The 16,525-nt window shown below is 71.9% G+C and carries 16 protein-coding genes; 9 read left to right on the plus strand and 7 right to left on the minus strand.

Annotated features, from left to right (window positions below):
• Positions 1 to 93: 93 nt before the first annotated feature.
• Both AOJ26_RS28945 and AOJ26_RS28950 read right to left on the minus strand, forming a co-directional pair.
• Positions 94 to 2,427: an FHA domain-containing protein gene (locus AOJ26_RS28945; protein WP_053851310.1), complete on the minus strand. Its 2,334-nt coding sequence runs from the start codon at positions 2,425 to 2,427 to the stop codon at positions 94 to 96.
• Positions 2,428 to 2,767: 340 nt separating this feature from the next.
• Positions 2,768 to 3,178 (minus strand): hypothetical protein, encoded by a 411-nt coding sequence (locus AOJ26_RS28950; RefSeq protein ID WP_053851311.1) that lies wholly within the window; start codon positions 3,176 to 3,178, stop codon positions 2,768 to 2,770.
• A gap of 331 nt (positions 3,179 to 3,509) precedes the next feature.
• Here AOJ26_RS28950 and AOJ26_RS28955 point away from each other — a divergent pair, with 331 nt between their 5' ends.
• Positions 3,510 to 3,893, plus strand: coding sequence for a nuclear transport factor 2 family protein (locus AOJ26_RS28955; RefSeq protein WP_053851312.1), 384 nt, complete (start codon positions 3,510 to 3,512; stop codon positions 3,891 to 3,893).
• Between the two features lie 72 nt (positions 3,894 to 3,965).
• Positions 3,966 to 4,274: a DUF1905 domain-containing protein gene (locus AOJ26_RS28960; protein ID WP_053851313.1), complete on the plus strand. Its 309-nt coding sequence runs from the start codon at positions 3,966 to 3,968 to the stop codon at positions 4,272 to 4,274.
• 82 nt (positions 4,275 to 4,356) lie between these two features.
• On the opposite strand, the gene mgrA is transcribed toward AOJ26_RS28960, so the two are convergent.
• On the minus strand, positions 4,357 to 5,352 hold the full coding sequence (gene mgrA, locus AOJ26_RS28965) for an L-glyceraldehyde 3-phosphate reductase (RefSeq protein ID WP_053851314.1): 996 nt from the start codon (positions 5,350 to 5,352) through the stop codon (positions 4,357 to 4,359).
• 124 nt (positions 5,353 to 5,476) lie between these two features.
• Between mgrA and AOJ26_RS28970 the strand changes: the two genes are divergently transcribed.
• The 3 genes from AOJ26_RS28970 to AOJ26_RS28980 all read left to right on the plus strand — a co-directional run bounded on the left by AOJ26_RS28970 (position 5,477) and on the right by AOJ26_RS28980 (position 8,622).
• Entirely contained in the window at positions 5,477 to 6,355 is an 879-nt protein-coding gene (locus AOJ26_RS28970; protein ID WP_053851315.1) for a LysR substrate-binding domain-containing protein, read from the plus strand.
• A 125-nt stretch (positions 6,356 to 6,480) separates the two neighbouring features.
• Positions 6,481 to 8,058: a carotenoid oxygenase family protein gene (locus AOJ26_RS28975; RefSeq protein ID WP_199828883.1), complete on the plus strand. Its 1,578-nt coding sequence runs from the start codon at positions 6,481 to 6,483 to the stop codon at positions 8,056 to 8,058.
• 54 nt (positions 8,059 to 8,112) lie between these two features.
• The gene (locus AOJ26_RS28980) at positions 8,113 to 8,622 is read left to right on the plus strand and encodes a mycothiol transferase (RefSeq protein ID WP_053851337.1); all 510 of its coding nucleotides are present in this window, start codon (positions 8,113 to 8,115) and stop codon (positions 8,620 to 8,622) included.
• Here the strand turns inward: AOJ26_RS28980 and AOJ26_RS28985 are convergent.
• Positions 8,610 to 9,683: an adenosine deaminase gene (locus tag AOJ26_RS28985; protein ID WP_053851316.1), complete on the minus strand. Its 1,074-nt coding sequence runs from the start codon at positions 9,681 to 9,683 to the stop codon at positions 8,610 to 8,612. The genes AOJ26_RS28980 and AOJ26_RS28985 overlap by 13 nt on opposite strands.
• Before the next feature lie 48 nt (positions 9,684 to 9,731).
• Positions 9,732 to 10,124, minus strand: coding sequence for a VOC family protein (locus AOJ26_RS28990; protein ID WP_053851317.1), 393 nt, complete (start codon positions 10,122 to 10,124; stop codon positions 9,732 to 9,734).
• Between the two features lie 178 nt (positions 10,125 to 10,302).
• Between AOJ26_RS28990 and AOJ26_RS28995 the strand changes: the two genes are divergently transcribed.
• A complete protein-coding gene (locus AOJ26_RS28995) occupies positions 10,303 to 11,010 on the plus strand; it encodes a dienelactone hydrolase family protein (RefSeq protein WP_053851318.1) in 708 nt (235 codons plus the stop codon).
• 973 nt (positions 11,011 to 11,983) lie between these two features.
• Positions 11,984 to 12,439: a pyridoxamine 5'-phosphate oxidase family protein gene (locus AOJ26_RS29000; RefSeq protein WP_053851319.1), complete on the plus strand. Its 456-nt coding sequence runs from the start codon at positions 11,984 to 11,986 to the stop codon at positions 12,437 to 12,439.
• 4 nt (positions 12,440 to 12,443) lie between these two features.
• On the opposite strand, the gene AOJ26_RS29005 is transcribed toward AOJ26_RS29000, so the two are convergent.
• Positions 12,444 to 13,349: an oxidoreductase gene (locus tag AOJ26_RS29005; protein WP_053851320.1), complete on the minus strand. Its 906-nt coding sequence runs from the start codon at positions 13,347 to 13,349 to the stop codon at positions 12,444 to 12,446.
• Between the two features lie 52 nt (positions 13,350 to 13,401).
• A complete protein-coding gene (locus AOJ26_RS29010) occupies positions 13,402 to 15,180 on the minus strand; it encodes a bifunctional sugar phosphate isomerase/epimerase/4-hydroxyphenylpyruvate dioxygenase family protein (RefSeq protein WP_053851338.1) in 1,779 nt (592 codons plus the stop codon).
• Between the two features lie 46 nt (positions 15,181 to 15,226).
• Between AOJ26_RS29010 and AOJ26_RS43615 the strand changes: the two genes are divergently transcribed.
• Positions 15,227 to 15,394 (plus strand): hypothetical protein, encoded by a 168-nt coding sequence (locus tag AOJ26_RS43615; RefSeq protein ID WP_159044416.1) that lies wholly within the window; start codon positions 15,227 to 15,229, stop codon positions 15,392 to 15,394.
• A gap of 285 nt (positions 15,395 to 15,679) precedes the next feature.
• Positions 15,680 to 16,480: an IclR family transcriptional regulator gene (locus AOJ26_RS29015; RefSeq protein WP_053851321.1), complete on the plus strand. Its 801-nt coding sequence runs from the start codon at positions 15,680 to 15,682 to the stop codon at positions 16,478 to 16,480.
• Positions 16,481 to 16,525: the final 45 nt, after the last annotated feature.

The raw sequence follows: 16,525 nt of genomic DNA on the forward strand, positions 1-16,525 counted from the left end.
GTGGGACGGGCGGGGTCGGGGGCCTCCCAGGCGGACATGCCGCACCCGGGGACGACATGGCTGGGCCGGAAGCCGGGGGTCGTCATCGGCGGCCTACTTCCGCATGACCGCGGGTTCGTGGCGGCGCAGCAGCCGGGAGACGAGGAATCCGAAGAGCACCGAGAGGACGACGAGCATGACGATGTTCAGCAGCCACACGCCGGCCGAGTGCTCGAACAGCGGGTCGCCGGTGAGGTCGCCGGGCACGATCCGGGCGAGGCCGATGGTGCCGGCCATCGCGCCGAGCGCCCAGCGCGAGGGCACCAGCCAGGAGAACTCCTCCAGTCCGGGCACGCCGTCGAGTTTGAGCAGGGCGCCGCAGAACACGACCTGGACGATGGCGAGCAGCACGAGCAGCGGCATCGTCACCTCCTCCTTGCGCACCAGCGCGGACACGAGCAGGCCGAGCATCATCGCCGTGAACGCCAGCAGGGCGACCGCCAGGGTGATCTCGGCAAGGGGCGGCATCACCACGCCTTCACCGCCGGGCGCGTTGAGGTCGACGCCCAGGAGGGCGACCAGGGTCAGGACCACCGCCTGCACGACGGTGATCGTGCCCAGCACCACGACCTTGGACATCAGGTACGCCGATCTGGACAGACCCACGGCCCGTTCCCGACGGTAGATGACCCGTTCCTTCACCAGCTCGCGCACGGCGTTCGCGGCGCCGGTGAGCACACCGCCGACGCACAGGATGAGCAGGGCGTTCATCGCGGTGTCCCGGGTGAGCTCACTGCCCGCGAGGGCCCGGGCCATGGCGCCCATGACGAAGGGGAGCGCGATCATGATGGCGAGGAACGTACGGTCGGCGCTCAGAGCGGCGGTATAGCGGCGGATCAGGGTGCCGAGCTGGGCGCCTCGGCTGCGGGGCCGGGGCGGGGGCGCGATGATCACCGGTTCGGAGCGGGGCGTGCGGGGCTGGGCGGTGGCCTCGGTGACGTACTGGTGCCGGAAGGCCGAGGAGTGGAAGTCGCCCGCCCAGTCGCGGTCCTGGTCGCGTTCGAACGCTTCGAAGGCCTCGGGCCACTGGGTGAACCCGAAGTAGGCGAGGGCGTCCTCGGGCGGGCCGTAGTAGGCGATCCGGCCGCCGGGGGCGAGGACGAGGAGGCGGTCGCAGACGTCGAGGCTCAGGACGCTGTGGGTGACGACGATGACCGTGCGGCCGTCGTCGGCGAGGCCGCGCAGCATGTGCATCACCGAGCGGTCCATGCCGGGGTCGAGACCGGAGGTCGGTTCGTCCAGGAAGAGCAGCGACGGTTTGGTCAGCAGTTCCAGGGCCACGCTGACGCGCTTGCGCTGTCCGCCGGAGAGGCTGTGCACGGGCTGCCTGGCGCGCTGTTCCAGGCCGAGTTCGCGGATCACCTCGTCGACCCGTTCGCGGCGTTCGGCTTTCGCGGTGTCCTGCGGGAAGCGCAGTTCGGCGGCGTAGGACAGGGCGCTGCGGACGGTGAGCTGGGCGTGCAGGATGTCGTCCTGCGGGACCAGGCCGATGCGCTGGCGCAGTTCGGCGTAGTCGCGGTAGAGGTCGCGGCCGTCGTAGAGGACGGTGCCGTGGTCGGCGGGGCGCTGGCCGGTGAGTGCGTTCAGGAGGGTGGACTTGCCCGCGCCGCTGGGGCCGACGACCGCGAGCAGGCACTTCTCCCCCACCGGGAAGGACACGTGGTCGAGCAGGGTCCGGCGGCCGCGGTCCACGGCGACCGTGAGGTCCTGGACGTCGAGGGAGACCTCGCCGGTGTCGACGTACTCCTGGAGCGTGTCGCCGACGAGGCAGAACGCCGAGTGCCCGATGCCGACGATGTCCCCCGGTCCGATGGGGGCGCTCGAGACGGGCCGGCCGTTGAGGTAGGTGCCGTTGTGGCTGCCGAGGTCGGCGATCTCGTAGCTGCCGTCGGGCAGGGCGCGCAGTTCGGCGTGGCGGCGGGAGACCACCAGGTCGTCGACGATCAGGTCGTTGTCGTCGGCGCGGCCGATGCGGACCGTGCGGGCGGGCAGCGGCCGTACCGCCGTGGGCCGGCGGAAGGTGCCGGTGAGGCCGGGCATCGAGACCGCCGAGGGGCGTTCGGGGGCGGGCACGCCCAGCAGGACGGCACAGGGACCGTCGGAGGGGCTGCCGAAGCGGATGACGCTGCCGGGGCCGACGTGCCACTCGTGGACGCGGCGGCCGTCCGCGTAGGTGCCGTTGGTGCTGTTCTCGTCCTCGAGGGTCCAGTGGTCGGCCTCGGGCCGCAGCACCGCGTGGTGCCACGAGACCCGGGCATCGTCCAGGACGATGTCGCTCAACGGGTCGCGCCCCACGTGGTAGTCGTGGCCCGGGCTCATCACCGTGGAGCCGGTGTCGGTCTCCAGGACGAGCTCGGGCGCCGTCGGTGCGACCGGCCGCTCCGCCATGCCTGAATTCTACCGATTCACTCCTTTGGCCGCCCGGTGACGAGGGCAGTTGCACGGGGAGCCGGTACGGGGCCCAGGACGGGCGCGGCCGGATGACGCAGGTGACGAGAACGGGAGCCTCTGGGCGGATCCGGCGACGAGGAGGTGGAGAACGGCGCCGCTACAGGAGGGAGCGGGGTGCGGCGAGGCGACCCGGCGGCCGGCGGCGAGAAGCAACGAGGCGGCTCCGGTCCGACAGGAGACCGGGATGCGGCGGGGCGACTACGGGCGCCAGGGTGCAGGGCACGTCGGCCGCGGCGGAGCGACCCTGCGCACCGGGAGCGGACGGCGGCCAGGCGGCTCAGGCGACCGGCGTGAAGAGCGTCGAGGCCATCCGGTGCATTCGCAAGGCGTCCACGGACTCGGCGAGCAGTTCGTACTCGGTGGTGTCGTCGCTCGCGGCGATCCGGACCAGCCGACCGGCCGCCAACTCGTCGGCGACCAGCTCCTGTTGGTACAGATCGGTGCACCAGGCCCGCATCACGGCGGGCACGTCGAGCACGGTGTCGGCGACCGGGACGAGGGCACCCACCGGCAGGTACTCCGCCTCGGGCCGGGGATCCAGTCGGTCGGCGATCCAGGAGGCCCGGTCGCGCAACCACCACAGGGCGAGGGCGAGGGTGGGCGCACGGTAGGTTCCGAGGGGGACGCCGATGCGCCGCCCGTCGCAGATGCCGTACCCCGTGACATGGCACAGGAATTCGTCGTGCACGATCCACTCCCCCGCTTGCTCCAGTCGCCTGCCGGCAGGGTCCTCGCTTCCGTGCGGCTCAGTGGTGGTACGCGCTCTTGCTGCTGTACGTGACGGGTTCTTCGCTCGATGTGAAGGACCTGTCAGTCGAGTATGTTCACTACTGAAACACTGTCACCACGTCTTTTTGGCCAGTCTCCTGGCATATTCACCCCCCTTCCTGGCCGAAATCTGACGGGTACTCGTGCAAACTCCATGACCCCGGAAGTAATCGACGGTTCCGGGCGCCCCGGGCAGGGTTGTCGCAGCAGGTCCCACCAGCACAGACGACCTCGATGGAGGCTGATTCACCGTGCCCGCGAACACTGACCGCTATGAGAGCGCCGTGGCCCGCTACTTCGAAGCCTGGAACGCGCGTGAGCCGGAGGCACGTGCCAAGGCGGTGACGGCCGCCTGGACGGTGGACGGCGGCTACACCGACCCCCTCGCCGACGTGGTGGGCCACGACGGGATCGCCGCGGTGATCGCGGCGGTCCACGAGCAGTTCCCGGGGTTCGTCTTCCGGATCACCGGCGCCGTCGACGGCCATCACGACACGGCGCGGTTCTCCTGGGAGCTCGTCAGCGAGGACGACGGCTCGGCGCCCGTCGCCGGATCCGATGTCGTCACGCTCGCCGAGGACGACCGGATCCGGACCGTGCACGGGTTCCTGGACCGGGTGCCGGCCGGGGCGTGAGAGTCGGCCGCGATGACTTCCCACCCCGTCGGCGGTCTCCTGAGGAGGAAGCCGTCGGCGAGGGAGGACATCATGGCCACGACCGGAAAAGCGACCGGGGAAGCGACCGGGAAACTGGACGCGGAATTCACCGCAGTCCTCAGCAGGAACCCGGGGAAGGGCGGCTGGACCTGCGTCCGCTGGCCCGCCTCCGTGGAGTTCTTCGGCACCCGGGGGCTCGTCAAGGTCCGCGGGACGATCGACGGGCACCCCTTCCAGAGCTCCTTCATGGCTCTCGGGGACGGCACGCACATGCTGCCCGTGAAGGCCGAGGTGCGGAAGGCGATCGGCAAGGACGCGGGCGACACGGTGACCGTGCGCATCGAGGAGCGGACCGGCTGATCGCTGCGGAACGCGGGCCGGGCACCGGCCTGAGGCCGGTGCCCGGTTCCTGTGACCGCCGCGGCCGGGCCGGCCGCGGCGGTCAGCCCTTGACGATCGCGTCGATCCTCGCCAGTTCCTCCGCGTCGAAGTCCAGGTTGGCGATGGTGCCCACACTGTCCTCGATCTGCTGCGGGCTGCTCGCGCCGACCAGCGCCGAGGTGACACGGCCGCCGCGCAGGACCCAGGCCAGGGCCGTCTGCGCCAGGGTCTGGCCGCGGCCCTTCGCGATGTCGTTGAGCTCGCGGAGCCGCCGCACCAGGTCCTCGGTGACCGCGTCCGAGTTCAGGAAGGGGCTGTCGCTCGCCGCGCGGGAGTCCTCGGGGATGCCGTCGAGGTAACGGCCGGTGAGGAGGCCCTGCTCCAGCGGGGAGAAGACGATCGAACCGACCTGGAGCTCGTCCAGCGCGTCCAGCAGGCCGCCGTCCTCGGGGCGGCGGTCCAGCATCGAGTAGCGCGGCTGGTGGATGAGGAGCGGGGTGCCGAGCTCGCCGAGGATGCGGGCGGCCTCACGGGTCTGCTCCGCCGAGTAGTTGGAGATGCCGACGTACAGCGCCTTGCCCTGCTGGACCGCGGTGTGCAGGGCACCCATCGTCTCTTCCAGGGGGGTGTCCGGGTCGGGGCGGTGCGAGTAGAAGATGTCGACGTAGTCCAGGCCCATCCGGGTCAGGCTCTGGTCCAGCGAGGACAGCAGGTACTTGCGAGAGCCCCACTCTCCGTACGGGCCGGGCCACATCAGGTAGCCGGCCTTGGTGGAGATGATCAGCTCGTCGCGGTAGGCCGCGAGGTCGGCCTTGAGGGCCTCGCCGAACGCGGACTCGGCGGCGCCGGGCGGCGGACCGTAGTTGTTGGCGAGGTCGAAGTGGGTGACACCGAGGTCGAACGCCCGGCGCAGGATGGCCCGCTGGGTGTCGACGGTGCGGTCCGCCGGGCCGAAGTTGTGCCACAGACCGAGCGAGATCGCGGGAAGCTTCAGGCCGCTGCGTCCGGTGCGCCGGTAGGGCATCTCCGCGTAGCGGTCGGGGTGTGCGGTGTACAACGCGACTCCAGAGGGGTTGGCACGGTGGAACCGAAGTCTTCAATTCCTGCCCACTCTTTCGCGACCTGGGGGCATTGGTCCAACAGAAGAATCCGATGGAATTCAGCGGCTAGGCTTCTCAATCATGGAACTGCGTCATCTCCAGCACTTCGTGGCGGTCGCCGAGGACCAGCACTTCACCCGGGCCGCCGAGCGGCTGCTGGTGTCCCAGTCCGGGCTGTCCGCGTCCATCCGGGCGCTGGAGCGCGAGCTGCAGACCCCGCTGTTCGTACGGACCACCCGCCGGGTGACGCTCACCCCGGCCGGGCGGGCCCTGCTCGGCGAGGCCGAACGGATCCTCGCACAGGTGCGTTCCGCCCACGAGGCGGTGGCCGCGGTGCAGGGCGTGCTGCGCGGGATGCTCGCGCTGGGCTCCGAGCAGTGCATCGCCGGGGTGAACGTGGCGGGGCTGCTGGCCTCGTTCCGGCGGCAGCATCCGGACGTGGAGATCTGTCTGCGCCAGGCGGGCTCGGGCGCGCTCGCCGAGGAGGTCGCCGCGGGGCGTCTCGACCTGGCGTTCGCCGTACGGGGGACGCCCGAGGAGACCGACCAGCTCCGGGCCGTACCGCTGACCGGTGAGCCGATGACCGTGCTGTGCCATCCCAGTCACCCGCTCGCGGCGGCCGGCGCGGCCGTGACGCCGGAGGACCTGGGCGGCGAGGTCTTCGTCGACTTCCACCCGGACTGGGGGCCGCGCCGCACCACCGACGCCGTCTTCGCCGCGGCGGGCGTGCGCCGGACGGTGGCGCTGGAGGTCAACGACGTGCACAGCCTGCTCGACCTGGTGGACGAGAACCTCGGTGTGGCCGTCGTCCCGCAGCACTTCCGGCACAAGCGGCCGTCGCTGACGGCCCTGCCCGTCAAGGGCACCGGGGAGACCGTGTACGAGACCGTCGCCCTGCTGCCGCCCCCGCAGGCCACCAGTCCGGCGGCGCGGGCGCTGATGGCCCTGCTGGAGAGCTGAGCCACCGCGCCGAAGAGGGGGCCTGGCAACACCCCAGGACGGGGCCCACCACTCCTGACCCGAGCCGTCCCGCACCGCAGACTCATGACCGTCAGCGAGGACAACTGCGGTCAGGAGCAGGGAACATGACGGACCCCACACGGACCACGCACTGGGCACGGACGGCGAATGCCGCGAGCACGACCGACTCCGCACGGACGACTGGCCCCACGCGCCGCAACGTCCTGCGCGGCGCCGCGGCGGTCGCCGCCGCGGGCGGGCTGATCGGCACCGGACTGGACGCGCAACCGGCTTCCGCGGCGCCGCCCTCGGCGTCCACGCGCCGCTTCCCGTTCCTGGAGGGTGCCTTCGAGCCGGTCACCGAGGAGCTGACCGCCTTCGACCTGCCGGTCACGGGGCGCGTCCCCCGCGAGCTGAACGGCCGCTACCTGCGCACCGGCCCCAACGTGCTGGGCCTGGAGGACCCGCGCGCCCACCACTGGATGCTCGGCGACGGCATGGTGCACGGCGTCCGGCTGCGCGAGGGCCGCGCCGAGTGGTACCGCAACCGCTGGGTGCGCTCCTCCCAGGTGGCGAGGAAGCTCGGCGAGCCCTACCCCGGCCCGGTGCCGCCGGACGACTTCCCGTGCAACACCCATGTGATCCCCCACCGGGGACGCATCCTGGCGCTCCAGGAGAGCGGGCCGCTGCCGTACGAGCTCGACGACGAGCTGAACACTGTGGGCACCTACGACTTCCGGGGCACCCTGGAGGGCGCGTTCACCGCGCACACCAAGTTCGACACGTACGCCGGCGAGCTGCACGCGATCGCCTACTACCCGACCTGGGACCACGTCCGGCACCTCGTGGTGGACCCGAGGGGACGCGTCTCGCGCAGCACACGGATCCCGGTGGCGGACGCGCCGATGATCCACGACTTCGCGCTCACCGAGCGGTACGTGATCATCCTCGACATGCCGGTCACCTTCGACATGGCGGGCGCCGAGCGCGGTGACCTCGTGCCCTACCTCTGGAACGACCGGCATCCGGCACGGGTCGGCGTCATGCCCCGCGCGGGCGGTACGGTCCGCTGGTTCGAGGTCGACCCGGTGTACTACTCGCACACCCTCAACGCGTACGAGGAGGGCGACAGCCTGGTCGTCGACATGACCAACTTCGACGCGCCCTTCCTCGTGGCGGGCAACGGCTCGGGAGGCCCGTACGGGGCGGGCACCCCCCGTCTGGACCGCTGGACGGTCGACCTCCGGCAGGGGCGGGTGCGGACCCGGACCCTCGACGACCGGCCCCAGGAGTTCCCCCGCGTCAACGAGGCGCTGGTGTCACGCCGGCACCGCTACGGGTACTCGGCGGCGGCCGCGGAGATGGCGGCGGCCTATCAGGCGGTCGACGGCAACCCGCCGCCCGACCGGGCGTTCAGCAACGCGCTCATCAAGCACGACCTGCTGCGGGGCACCTCGCAGGTGCACCGGCTGCCCCGGGGGGCGGCGGCGAGCGAGGCCGTGTTCGTGCCGTCCGACCCCTGCGACGACCGGGCCGCCGAGGACGACGGGTACGCCATCGCGTATGTGCACAACCCCGAGCGTGGGGCCAGTGACCTGCTGATCCTCGCGGCCCAGGACTTCACGGGCGAGCCGGTGGCCCGGATCCACCTGCCGGGACGGGTGCCGCTGGGCTTCCACGGGAGCTGGATTCCCGACGCGTGATCTCAGGGCCGGATTCCGGCGCGTGACGCGGCGTGATGCGCGATGGTGGATGTCATGCATGCAAAGGACATCCTCATCGACGGTTTCGGCCGCATCCAGGAAGAAGTCCACGCCGTCGTCGAGGGCCTGGGCCCCGACGACCTCAACCACCGTCCCGGACCCGACGCCAACTCCGTGGCCTGGCTGGTCTGGCACCTCGCCCGCGTCCAGGACGACCACGTGGCCGGCGCCTTCGGCCTCGACCAGGTGTGGCTGACCCAGGACTGGGAGAAGCGGTTCGGCCTCGGCCTGAAGCCGCGCGACATCGGCTACGGCCACACCTCCGCGCAGGTCGCCAAGGTGCGCGTCGACTCCGCGGACCTGCTGACCGGTTACTACGACGCCGTGCACGCCCAGAGCCTCGAAGCCCTGCGCGGGCTGAGCGCCGCCGACCTGGAGCGGGTGGTGGACGAGAACTGGGACCCGCCGGTCACCCTCGGGGTGCGCCTGGTCAGCGTCCTGTCCGACGATCTCCAGCACGTCGGACAGGCCGCCTATCTGCGGGGGCTGCTTCAGAGCGCGTAGCCCGGCAGGACGACGTCCTCGATGAGGGCCCTGCGCTCGTCGAACGGGATGAACGCGCTCTTGAGCGCGTTCACCGTGACCGTGCGCAGGTCCTCGACGGTCCAGCCCGCCTCCTCGACCATCAGCGACATCTCACGGGTCATGGTCGTCCCCGACACCAGCCGGTTGTCGGTGTTGAGGGTGACCCGGAAGCCCAGGTCCTTCAGGGCCGTGATCGGGTGGTCGGCGATCGAGTCGGCCGCGCCGGTCTGGAGGTTCGACGTCGGGCACATCTCCAGGGCGATACGGCGGTCCCGGACCCAGCCCGCGAGCCGACCGAGCTTGCCCGCGGCGAGGTCGGGGATGTCCTCGGTGATCCGCACACCGTGGCCGAGCCGCTGGGCGCCGCACACCTGCACGGCCTGGTGGATGCTGGGCAGGCCATGGGCCTCGCCGGCGTGGATGGTGAAGGGGACGTTCTCGCGGCGCAGGTGCTCGAAGGCGTCCAGGTGGTCGGCGGCCGGGAAGCCGTCCTCGGCGCCGGCGATGTCGAAGCCGACGACACCGGCGTCCCGGAAGGCCACGGCCAGGTCGGCGGCCTCGCGCACCCGGTCGAACATCCGCATCCCGCACAGCAGGGTGCCGACCCGGACCGGCGTGCCCGCGGCGGCGGCCTTCGCCATGCCGGCGGCCAGCCCCTCCTGGACGGTCTCGACGACCTCGGCCATGGTCAGCCCGCCGTTGGTGTTCAGCTCGGGGGCGTAGCGCACCTCGCCGTACACGACCCCGTCGGCGGCCAGGTCGAGGACGTACTCCTCGGCCGTGCGCAGCAGGCCCTCGCGGGTCTGCATGACGGCGAGGGTGTGCTCGAAGGTGGCTATGTAGCGCACCAGGTCACCGGAGTTGGCGGCGTCGAAGTACCAGGCGGCGAGCTCGTCCGGGTCGGTGGTGGGCAGGGTGTGGCCGACCTCCGCCGCGAGCTCCACGACGGTGGCGGGGCGCAGGCCGCCGTCGAGGTGGTCGTGCAGGACCGCCTTGGGGAGGCGGCGGATCAGGTCGGCGTCTACGCGCGTAGCGGTCATGGCGGGGTCTTTCTTCGAACGTCCGGCGGAGTGGCGGCGGAAGGGGGGTCAGTCGGCGGGCTGGAGGAGGTCCCAGCGGTTTCCGTACAGGTCCTGGAAGACGGCGACCGAGCCGTAGGGCTCGTGGCGGGGCTCCTCCAGGAAGGTCACGCCCGCGGCGAGCATGCGGGCGTGGTCGCGGGCGAAGTCGTCGGTGTGCAGGAAGAAGCCGACGCGACCGCCGGTCTGGTTCCCCACCCGGCCCTGCTGGGCCTCGCCCTTGGCGCGGGCGAGCAGCAGGTCGGTCCCGCCCTCGCGCTCGTCCGGCCGTACGACGACCCAGCGGGAGCCGTCGGGGCGCGGGGTGTCCTCGACGAGCCGGAAGCCGAGCGCCTCGGTGTAGAAGCGGATCGCCTCGTCGTAGTCGTCGACGACGAGGGTGACCAGGGCGACGCGTCTCATCGGAACCTCTCGGGAGGGGTGGTTGACGGGAGAGGTTATACGTAAAACTCGGGTGGCGCCAGTCCGGTCCCGGGGGCCTTGAGTCGGCGGTCCGCGTGGCTCGTGGCAGGCTGGTGATCACCGCCGGGGTCACGGCTCCGGCGCCCCGTACACCGGACCGCACAGGAGTCGAGCAACCATGGCCGAACTGCCGAAGTCGACCGGAGCACCCGCCCACCAGAACGTCACCTTCCCGAGCGGCGGCACCACCGCGCATGGCTACCTGGCGCTGCCGCCGTCCGGGAGCGGGCCGGGGGTCATCGTGATCCAGGAGTGGTGGGGGCTCACCGACCACATCGCCGACGTCGCCGACCGGCTGGCCGCCGAGGGCTTCGTCGCGCTCGCTCCCGACCTGTACGGCGGCAATGTCGCCCACGACAACGCCGAGGCCCTGCGGATGATGCAGGCGCTGCCGGTCTCGCGGGGCGTGGAGCTGCTGTCCGGAGCGGTCGACCACCTGCTGTCGTTGGAGGAGGTCACCTCGGACACCGTCGGCGCGGTCGGCTTCTGCATGGGCGGCGGCTTCGTCCTGTACCTGGCGGCGGCGGAGCCCCGGGTGAGCGCCGCGGTGCCGTTCTACGGCGTGATCCAGGGCGAGCTGCCGGACTTCTCGGGCCTGAAGGCGGAGATCCTGGGCCACTACGGCGAACTCGACCGGACCATCCCGGCGGAAAGCCTCGACGCCCTGCGCGAGGCCGTCCAGGAACAGTCCGGAATCACCCCGGACCTGCGCCTCTACCCGGCGAACCACGCCTTCTTCAACACCGGCGGCCCGACGTACGACGCCGAGTCCGCTTCCCTCGCCTGGGAGCGTACGGTGCCCTTCCTGCGTGAGCGGCTGGGGTAGGGCGCGGGCTCCGCAGCCGGCGGTGCCCTGGTCCGGCGTGTCCGGCCGCGCGGTGCCGGGAGTGTACTGACGGCGCCGGCCGGCGGGCGAGGGTGGCCTGGGTCTGTTCGACAGCGGCGGCGCCGGGCCGGGCGAGGAGGGTGTGGTGCCCGGGGGCACAGGGCTCCGGGGCGTCCGACGCGCGGACGCCGGGAAGTGTCCTGCCCGGGGTCTAGGGTGCGGCTCACTCCGCCCAGCCGCGTTGGGGCGGTGCCGGCCCGTCGGCCGCTGCGTGGCAGGCGGCGCCTGCCGCCGGTTGGCCGCCTCGCGACGACAACGCGGCGGGGACCTCCGGGGGCGCGCCGGGCCGCCACCACGGCGGCATGGGCCACCGGGCCCCCCGGGGCTTGGCGGCACGCCTGTTCGCAGTCACCGGCGTGCGTGTTGGGTATGTTTCATCGCGCGTAGGGCGGGGGCGAGCCGTCGGCCTGGGACCGCCCCGCGTCGGTGCTGCCCCCCGACGACATGCGGCAGGGGCCTCCGGGGGTGCGTAGGCCCCACCATGGCCGCCTGGGCCTGGCGTCGTCGTCGGCTGAGGGGCCGCCCCGAGTCGGCAACATGGCCGACCTCTACAGGCACGTCGGGCCCGCGACGCACGGACCAACCACCGGACGGACACCCAAGGACCGGCGGCACCCCGTCCACGGCCATCAGCGCGCGCACCAGCACGACCAGCGGGTCCGCCCACCCCAGACACCGACACCGATGCCTCCAGACACGCGTCAGGCCCCGCGACAAGCGCACGACCCACCCGACGGACCTCCAAGGACCGGCGGCACCCCCGCGCCGACCATTGCGGCCGCCGGCCCATGAGGGCGATGCACCCGGTGTGTCCTGGGGATGGATCCGTGCTGGCGGTTGGGGGTGCTCGGTCCGTGGTCGTAGGGCCGACGGCCGAGGCGGTGGGGGAAGGGGGGCCGGTAGCGTCCGGAGCATGACGATCGCCGAGAGCCGCAGCGCCGAGCAACGCAAGCAGGACGTACTGGCCCGACTTGAGCGGGAGACGGACATCTGGGTGGCCTCGGCGGATGCCGACGGGCTGCCGTGTCTGGTGGCGTTGTGGTTCGTCTGGGACGGCGAGTCCGTCTGGGTGTCCACCCGGATCACCAATCCCACGGGGCGCAATCTGCGTGACGGCGGCCGTACCCGGCTGGCGTTCGGGGACACCCAGGACGTCGTGCTCATCGACGGGGACGTGCGGACGTACGGCGGGAAGGACGTGCCGGCCGCGGCGATCGAGGCGTTCCGGGCGAAGACGGGCTGGGATCCGCGCGAGGACAGCGACTCCTACGCCTTCTTCCAGGTGCGCCCGCGCACCGTGCAGGCGCTCAACGGCGTGCACGAGATGCGCGGGCGGCATGTCATGGAGGACGGCGAGTGGATCGTGTGACCTGTCAACCGGCCTTCTGATGCAGTGAGTCGAGCGTGTCCCGTTCCTCGTCGGTGAGGCGGAGGGCACCCGCTGCGATGTTCTCGGCGAGGTGGTCGGGGTTGCTGGTGCCGGGGATGGCGAGGACGTGCGCGCCCTGGGCGAGGGTCCAGGCGAGCCGGACCTGGGCGGGTGTCGCGCCGTGCGCCCCCGCGACGGCCAGGACCTCCTCGTCGTGGCCGGCGGTGGCGCCGTGCGAGCCGCCCTCCCCCGCGATCGCGAAGAACGGCACGAAGGCGATGCCCTGTTCGCCGCAGATCCGCAGGATCTCCTCGGTGCCGGGGTCGCGGGAGCCGAGCCCGAACCGGTTCTGCACGCACACCACCGGCGCGATCGCCTGCGCCTCGGCGAGGTGGCGAGGCTCGACGTCCGAGACGCCGAGGTGCCGGATCAGGCCCTTCTCACGAAGGTCGGCGAGCACCCCGAAATGCTCGGCGATCGAGTCCTGGCGCATCCGCCGCAGGTTCACCACGTCGAGGTGGTCGCGGCCCAACTGGCGCAGGTTCTCCTCGACATGGCCGCGCAGGTCCTCCGGCCTGGCCGAAGTCGCCCACTCCCCCGCGTAGTTCCGGAACGGACCGACCTTGGTGACGATGACGAGGTCGTCGGGGTACGGGGAGAGCGCGCTGTTGATGAGCTCGTTGGCGGAGCGCAGCGAGGAGAAGTAGAAGGCCGCCGTGTCGATGTGGTTGACGCCGAGCTCCCTCGCCCTGCGCAGCACGGCGAGGGACCGCTGCCGGTCGCTCGGGGTGCCGAGGTGGAAGGCCGCGCTGCCGGTCAGCCGCATCGCGCCGAAGCCGACGCGGTTGACGGTGAGATCGCCGAGTGTCCAGGTGCCTGCCGCATCCGCGGTGATCGTTTCGGAGGTCATCGGCGGATGATGACACACCTGCCGCTCGGGTCCGTCGGTCCTTTCCCGGCTCCTACCTCCGCTGTGCGGCCAGCCGGATGGGCGCGTTGGCCGCGCCGAACCCGGCGTAGCCGCCCGAGCGCTGCACGAACTCGAAGAAGACATGGCCGACCGTCTCCGTGTAGCAGTGCCGGAACTCGCCGCCCCGCTCGTCGCGGTCGTAGAGGATGCCGAGCTCCCGGTACGTCTCCAACTCCCCTTCGCGGAAGTCGAAACGGGCCTCCAGGTCGTCGTAGTAGTTCGCCGGGACGCGCAGCAACCCCGCCCCGGCCGCCCGGAAGCGGCGGACCGCGGAGACGATGTCGTCGACGGCGAACGCCACGTGCCGGGCCCGCGTCTCGCCGTCATCCTCAGGCGTGGGCGCGAGGTTGAGGACCAGCCGCGGTCCGTCGGAGGAGGCGGACAGGGCGCGGCTGCGGAACAGGCCGTAGGGGTCGGCGAGTTCGACGGTGTCGTGCGGGCTGAGGCCCAGGACCGTGCGGTGGAAGAGCACCGCCTCGTCGAAGTGGTGCCAGGGCTGGGTCAGCGCGAGGTGGTCGATGGTGAGGGCGGCCGTGGCCGGGGGCTCGGCCGTCTGGGCGAAGTCGTCGGTCCAGTCCGGGAGTTCGGGACGGCCGGTCGCGCAGAACAGGACTTCGGTGCCGTCCGGAGCGGCGATCGACTCCAGGGGGACGTCCTGTGCGCCATGGTGCTTGGGCAGGGCGGGTGCGAGCAAGGCCTCCGCCCGCCGCGCGGAGGCGGCCGGGTCCGTCGTCTCCAGGCCCACGGCGGCCAGGGTGGTGTCGGTACGGCGGCCCGCGGTCGCGGTGTTGACCAGGACCCTGGCCTCGCCCTGCTCCCACAGGTCGACCGGCTTGCCGTGGTGGCGGCCGCTGCGGGTGAAGCCGAGAGCCGTGAGGAGTTCGCCGACGGGTTCGGGGTCGCTGGTGGCGAGTTCGGCGAAGGCGACGCCCGAGGGGATCACCGGGGCCGGGAGCGGCAGGACTCCGGCGTTCTCCTCCAGGGCGAGCAGGGAGCGCAGTCCGTCCAGCGCCGTACGGCCCGCGTCCGCCTGGCGGAAGACGTCGTTGAAGACCTCCAGGGAGAGGGGACCGTCGTATCCGGCGTCGAGGACGTGCCGCAGGAGTCCGGCGACGTCGAAGCCGCCCTGGCCCGGGAAGCAGCGGTAGTGGCGGCTCCACTGGAGGACGTCCATGGCCATCAACGGGGCGTCGGCGAGCTGGAGGAAGAAGATCTTGTCGCCGGGGATGTCCTCGATGCCCTTGGGGTCGGAGCCCCTGGAGAGGATGTGGAAGCTGTCCAGGCAGGTGCCGAGCGCCGGATGGTCCGCGGCCCGGACGATCCGCCAGGCGTGGTCGTACGTGCTGACGTGCCGTCCCCACGCCAGTGCCTCGTAGGCGACACGGATGCCGGACTCCCTGGCCAGGTCGGCCAGTCGGCTCAGCTGTTCCGCCGCGAGGGCGTCGTCGTCCACGGCGTGCGGGGATACGCTGGAGCAGACGAGAACGGTGTCGGCGCCGAGCCTGCGCATTAGCTCGAACTTGTGCCGGGCCCGCCTGAGGTTGCGGGCGAACAGCTCCTCGGGGACGGCCTCGATGTCCCGCATCGGCTGGTAGAGGTCGATGCGCAGGCCCAGGTCGGTGGTGCGGGCGGCGATCTCCTCGGGAGCGAGCGGGCTCGCGAGGAGGTCGTTCTCGAAGATCTCGACGCCGTCGAAGCCGGCCCGTGAGGCCGCTGTCAGCTTTTCGGTGAGGGTGCCGCTGAGGCAGACGGTGGCGATGGACTTCCGCAGGCTCGCTCCCGAGGACGTGCGGGGCTCGTCTCCCGAGGTGTCACGCATGCTCGCTCCCGAGGTCGATCCAGGTTTTCCCGGCCTGTCCGGCGGCCCCGGCGAGGACCGCCCGCACCCGTGCGAGCGGGAAGCGGGCCTCGATATCGGCTCCCCCGGGGACGGCGACACGTTCGGCGAGGACGCCGGGGCGTTCCGGCCGGCTCCGTTCCGGTGAAGTAAGGACTGCTGCTCTCACTGGGACTCCAGGCGACCACTAGACGGTCCATACGATCCACTGTGCGGTCAGCGTAGGTGGATTGATCTCGTCGAGCAAGGGCGTCGGGGCCGCGAGTCATGGAAGCGCCGGTCTCCTTGGTCCGCTGTGCGGAACCGGAGAACCGCTGTCGGCGCCCATCAGACAGCCATTTCTTCGGTGTCGTGGTTTGCCTGGTCTGCACAGCGGATTACGGTCGGAGGCAGCGGCGGTCGAGAGCCGTGGGCGACGTACGGGAGGCAGCGGGTGAGCGACGGACGGACACGGGCCGAGGGCGGTGGCGAGGCGGACCAGCAGGCGGGCGGGGTGCGCAGTGTGCGGCGGGCCTTCGACATCCTCACCCTGCTCACCGAGGACCGGCCGGTGATCACCCTGCGGGAGATCACCGGCGCGACCGGGCTCGCCAAGACGACCGCCCTGCGTCTGGTGCAGACCCTGGAGGACACCGGCCTGCTGGGCTCGCACCCGGCCGGCTACACCGCGGGGCCCGCCCTGTGGCGCTGGGCCTATCTCGCCCGCGGCCAGTGGGAGGTGCCGCAGGAGACCCGGAAGGTCATGCGCGATCTCGCGGACCGGCTCGGCGAGACGGTCAACCTGTTCGTCGCCCGGGGTGTCCACCGCATCTGCGTCGCGCACGAGGAGAGCCCGCATCCGCTGCGCCATGTCGTCGACGTCGGCGACGAGCAGCCGCTGTGGGCCGGCGCCTCCTCCAAGATCCTGCTGCGGGACGCCTCCGAGGCGTTCCTGCGCCGGGTGGCGGCCGCATCCCCGCAGGGCGAGGAGCACGTCGGCCGGCTCGGGGCCTGGGCCGCGGAGGCCGCGGAGCGCGGTTATGCCGTCAGCAGCAGTGAGTTCGACGAGGGGCTCACGGCCGTGGCGGTCCCGGTCACCGGCCGCACGGGCCGGGTCGTCGCCTCCCTCTCCCTGAGCGGCCCCAGCCACCGCTTCCCCTACGAGGCCGTCGAGCGGTTCGCCACGGAACTCGCCGAGGGAGCGCGGCTCATCTCCGGCCAGGGCTTCAGTCACCCCCTGAGCAGCGACGCCTGACGCGGGCGGGCAGGGGCGGCCCGGTCGGCGCCCCTGCCCGCCCCT

It is taken from the genome of Streptomyces sp. NRRL B-24085 (assembly GCF_001282115.1).
Taxonomy (GTDB): Bacteria; Actinomycetota; Actinomycetes; order Streptomycetales; family Streptomycetaceae; genus Streptomyces.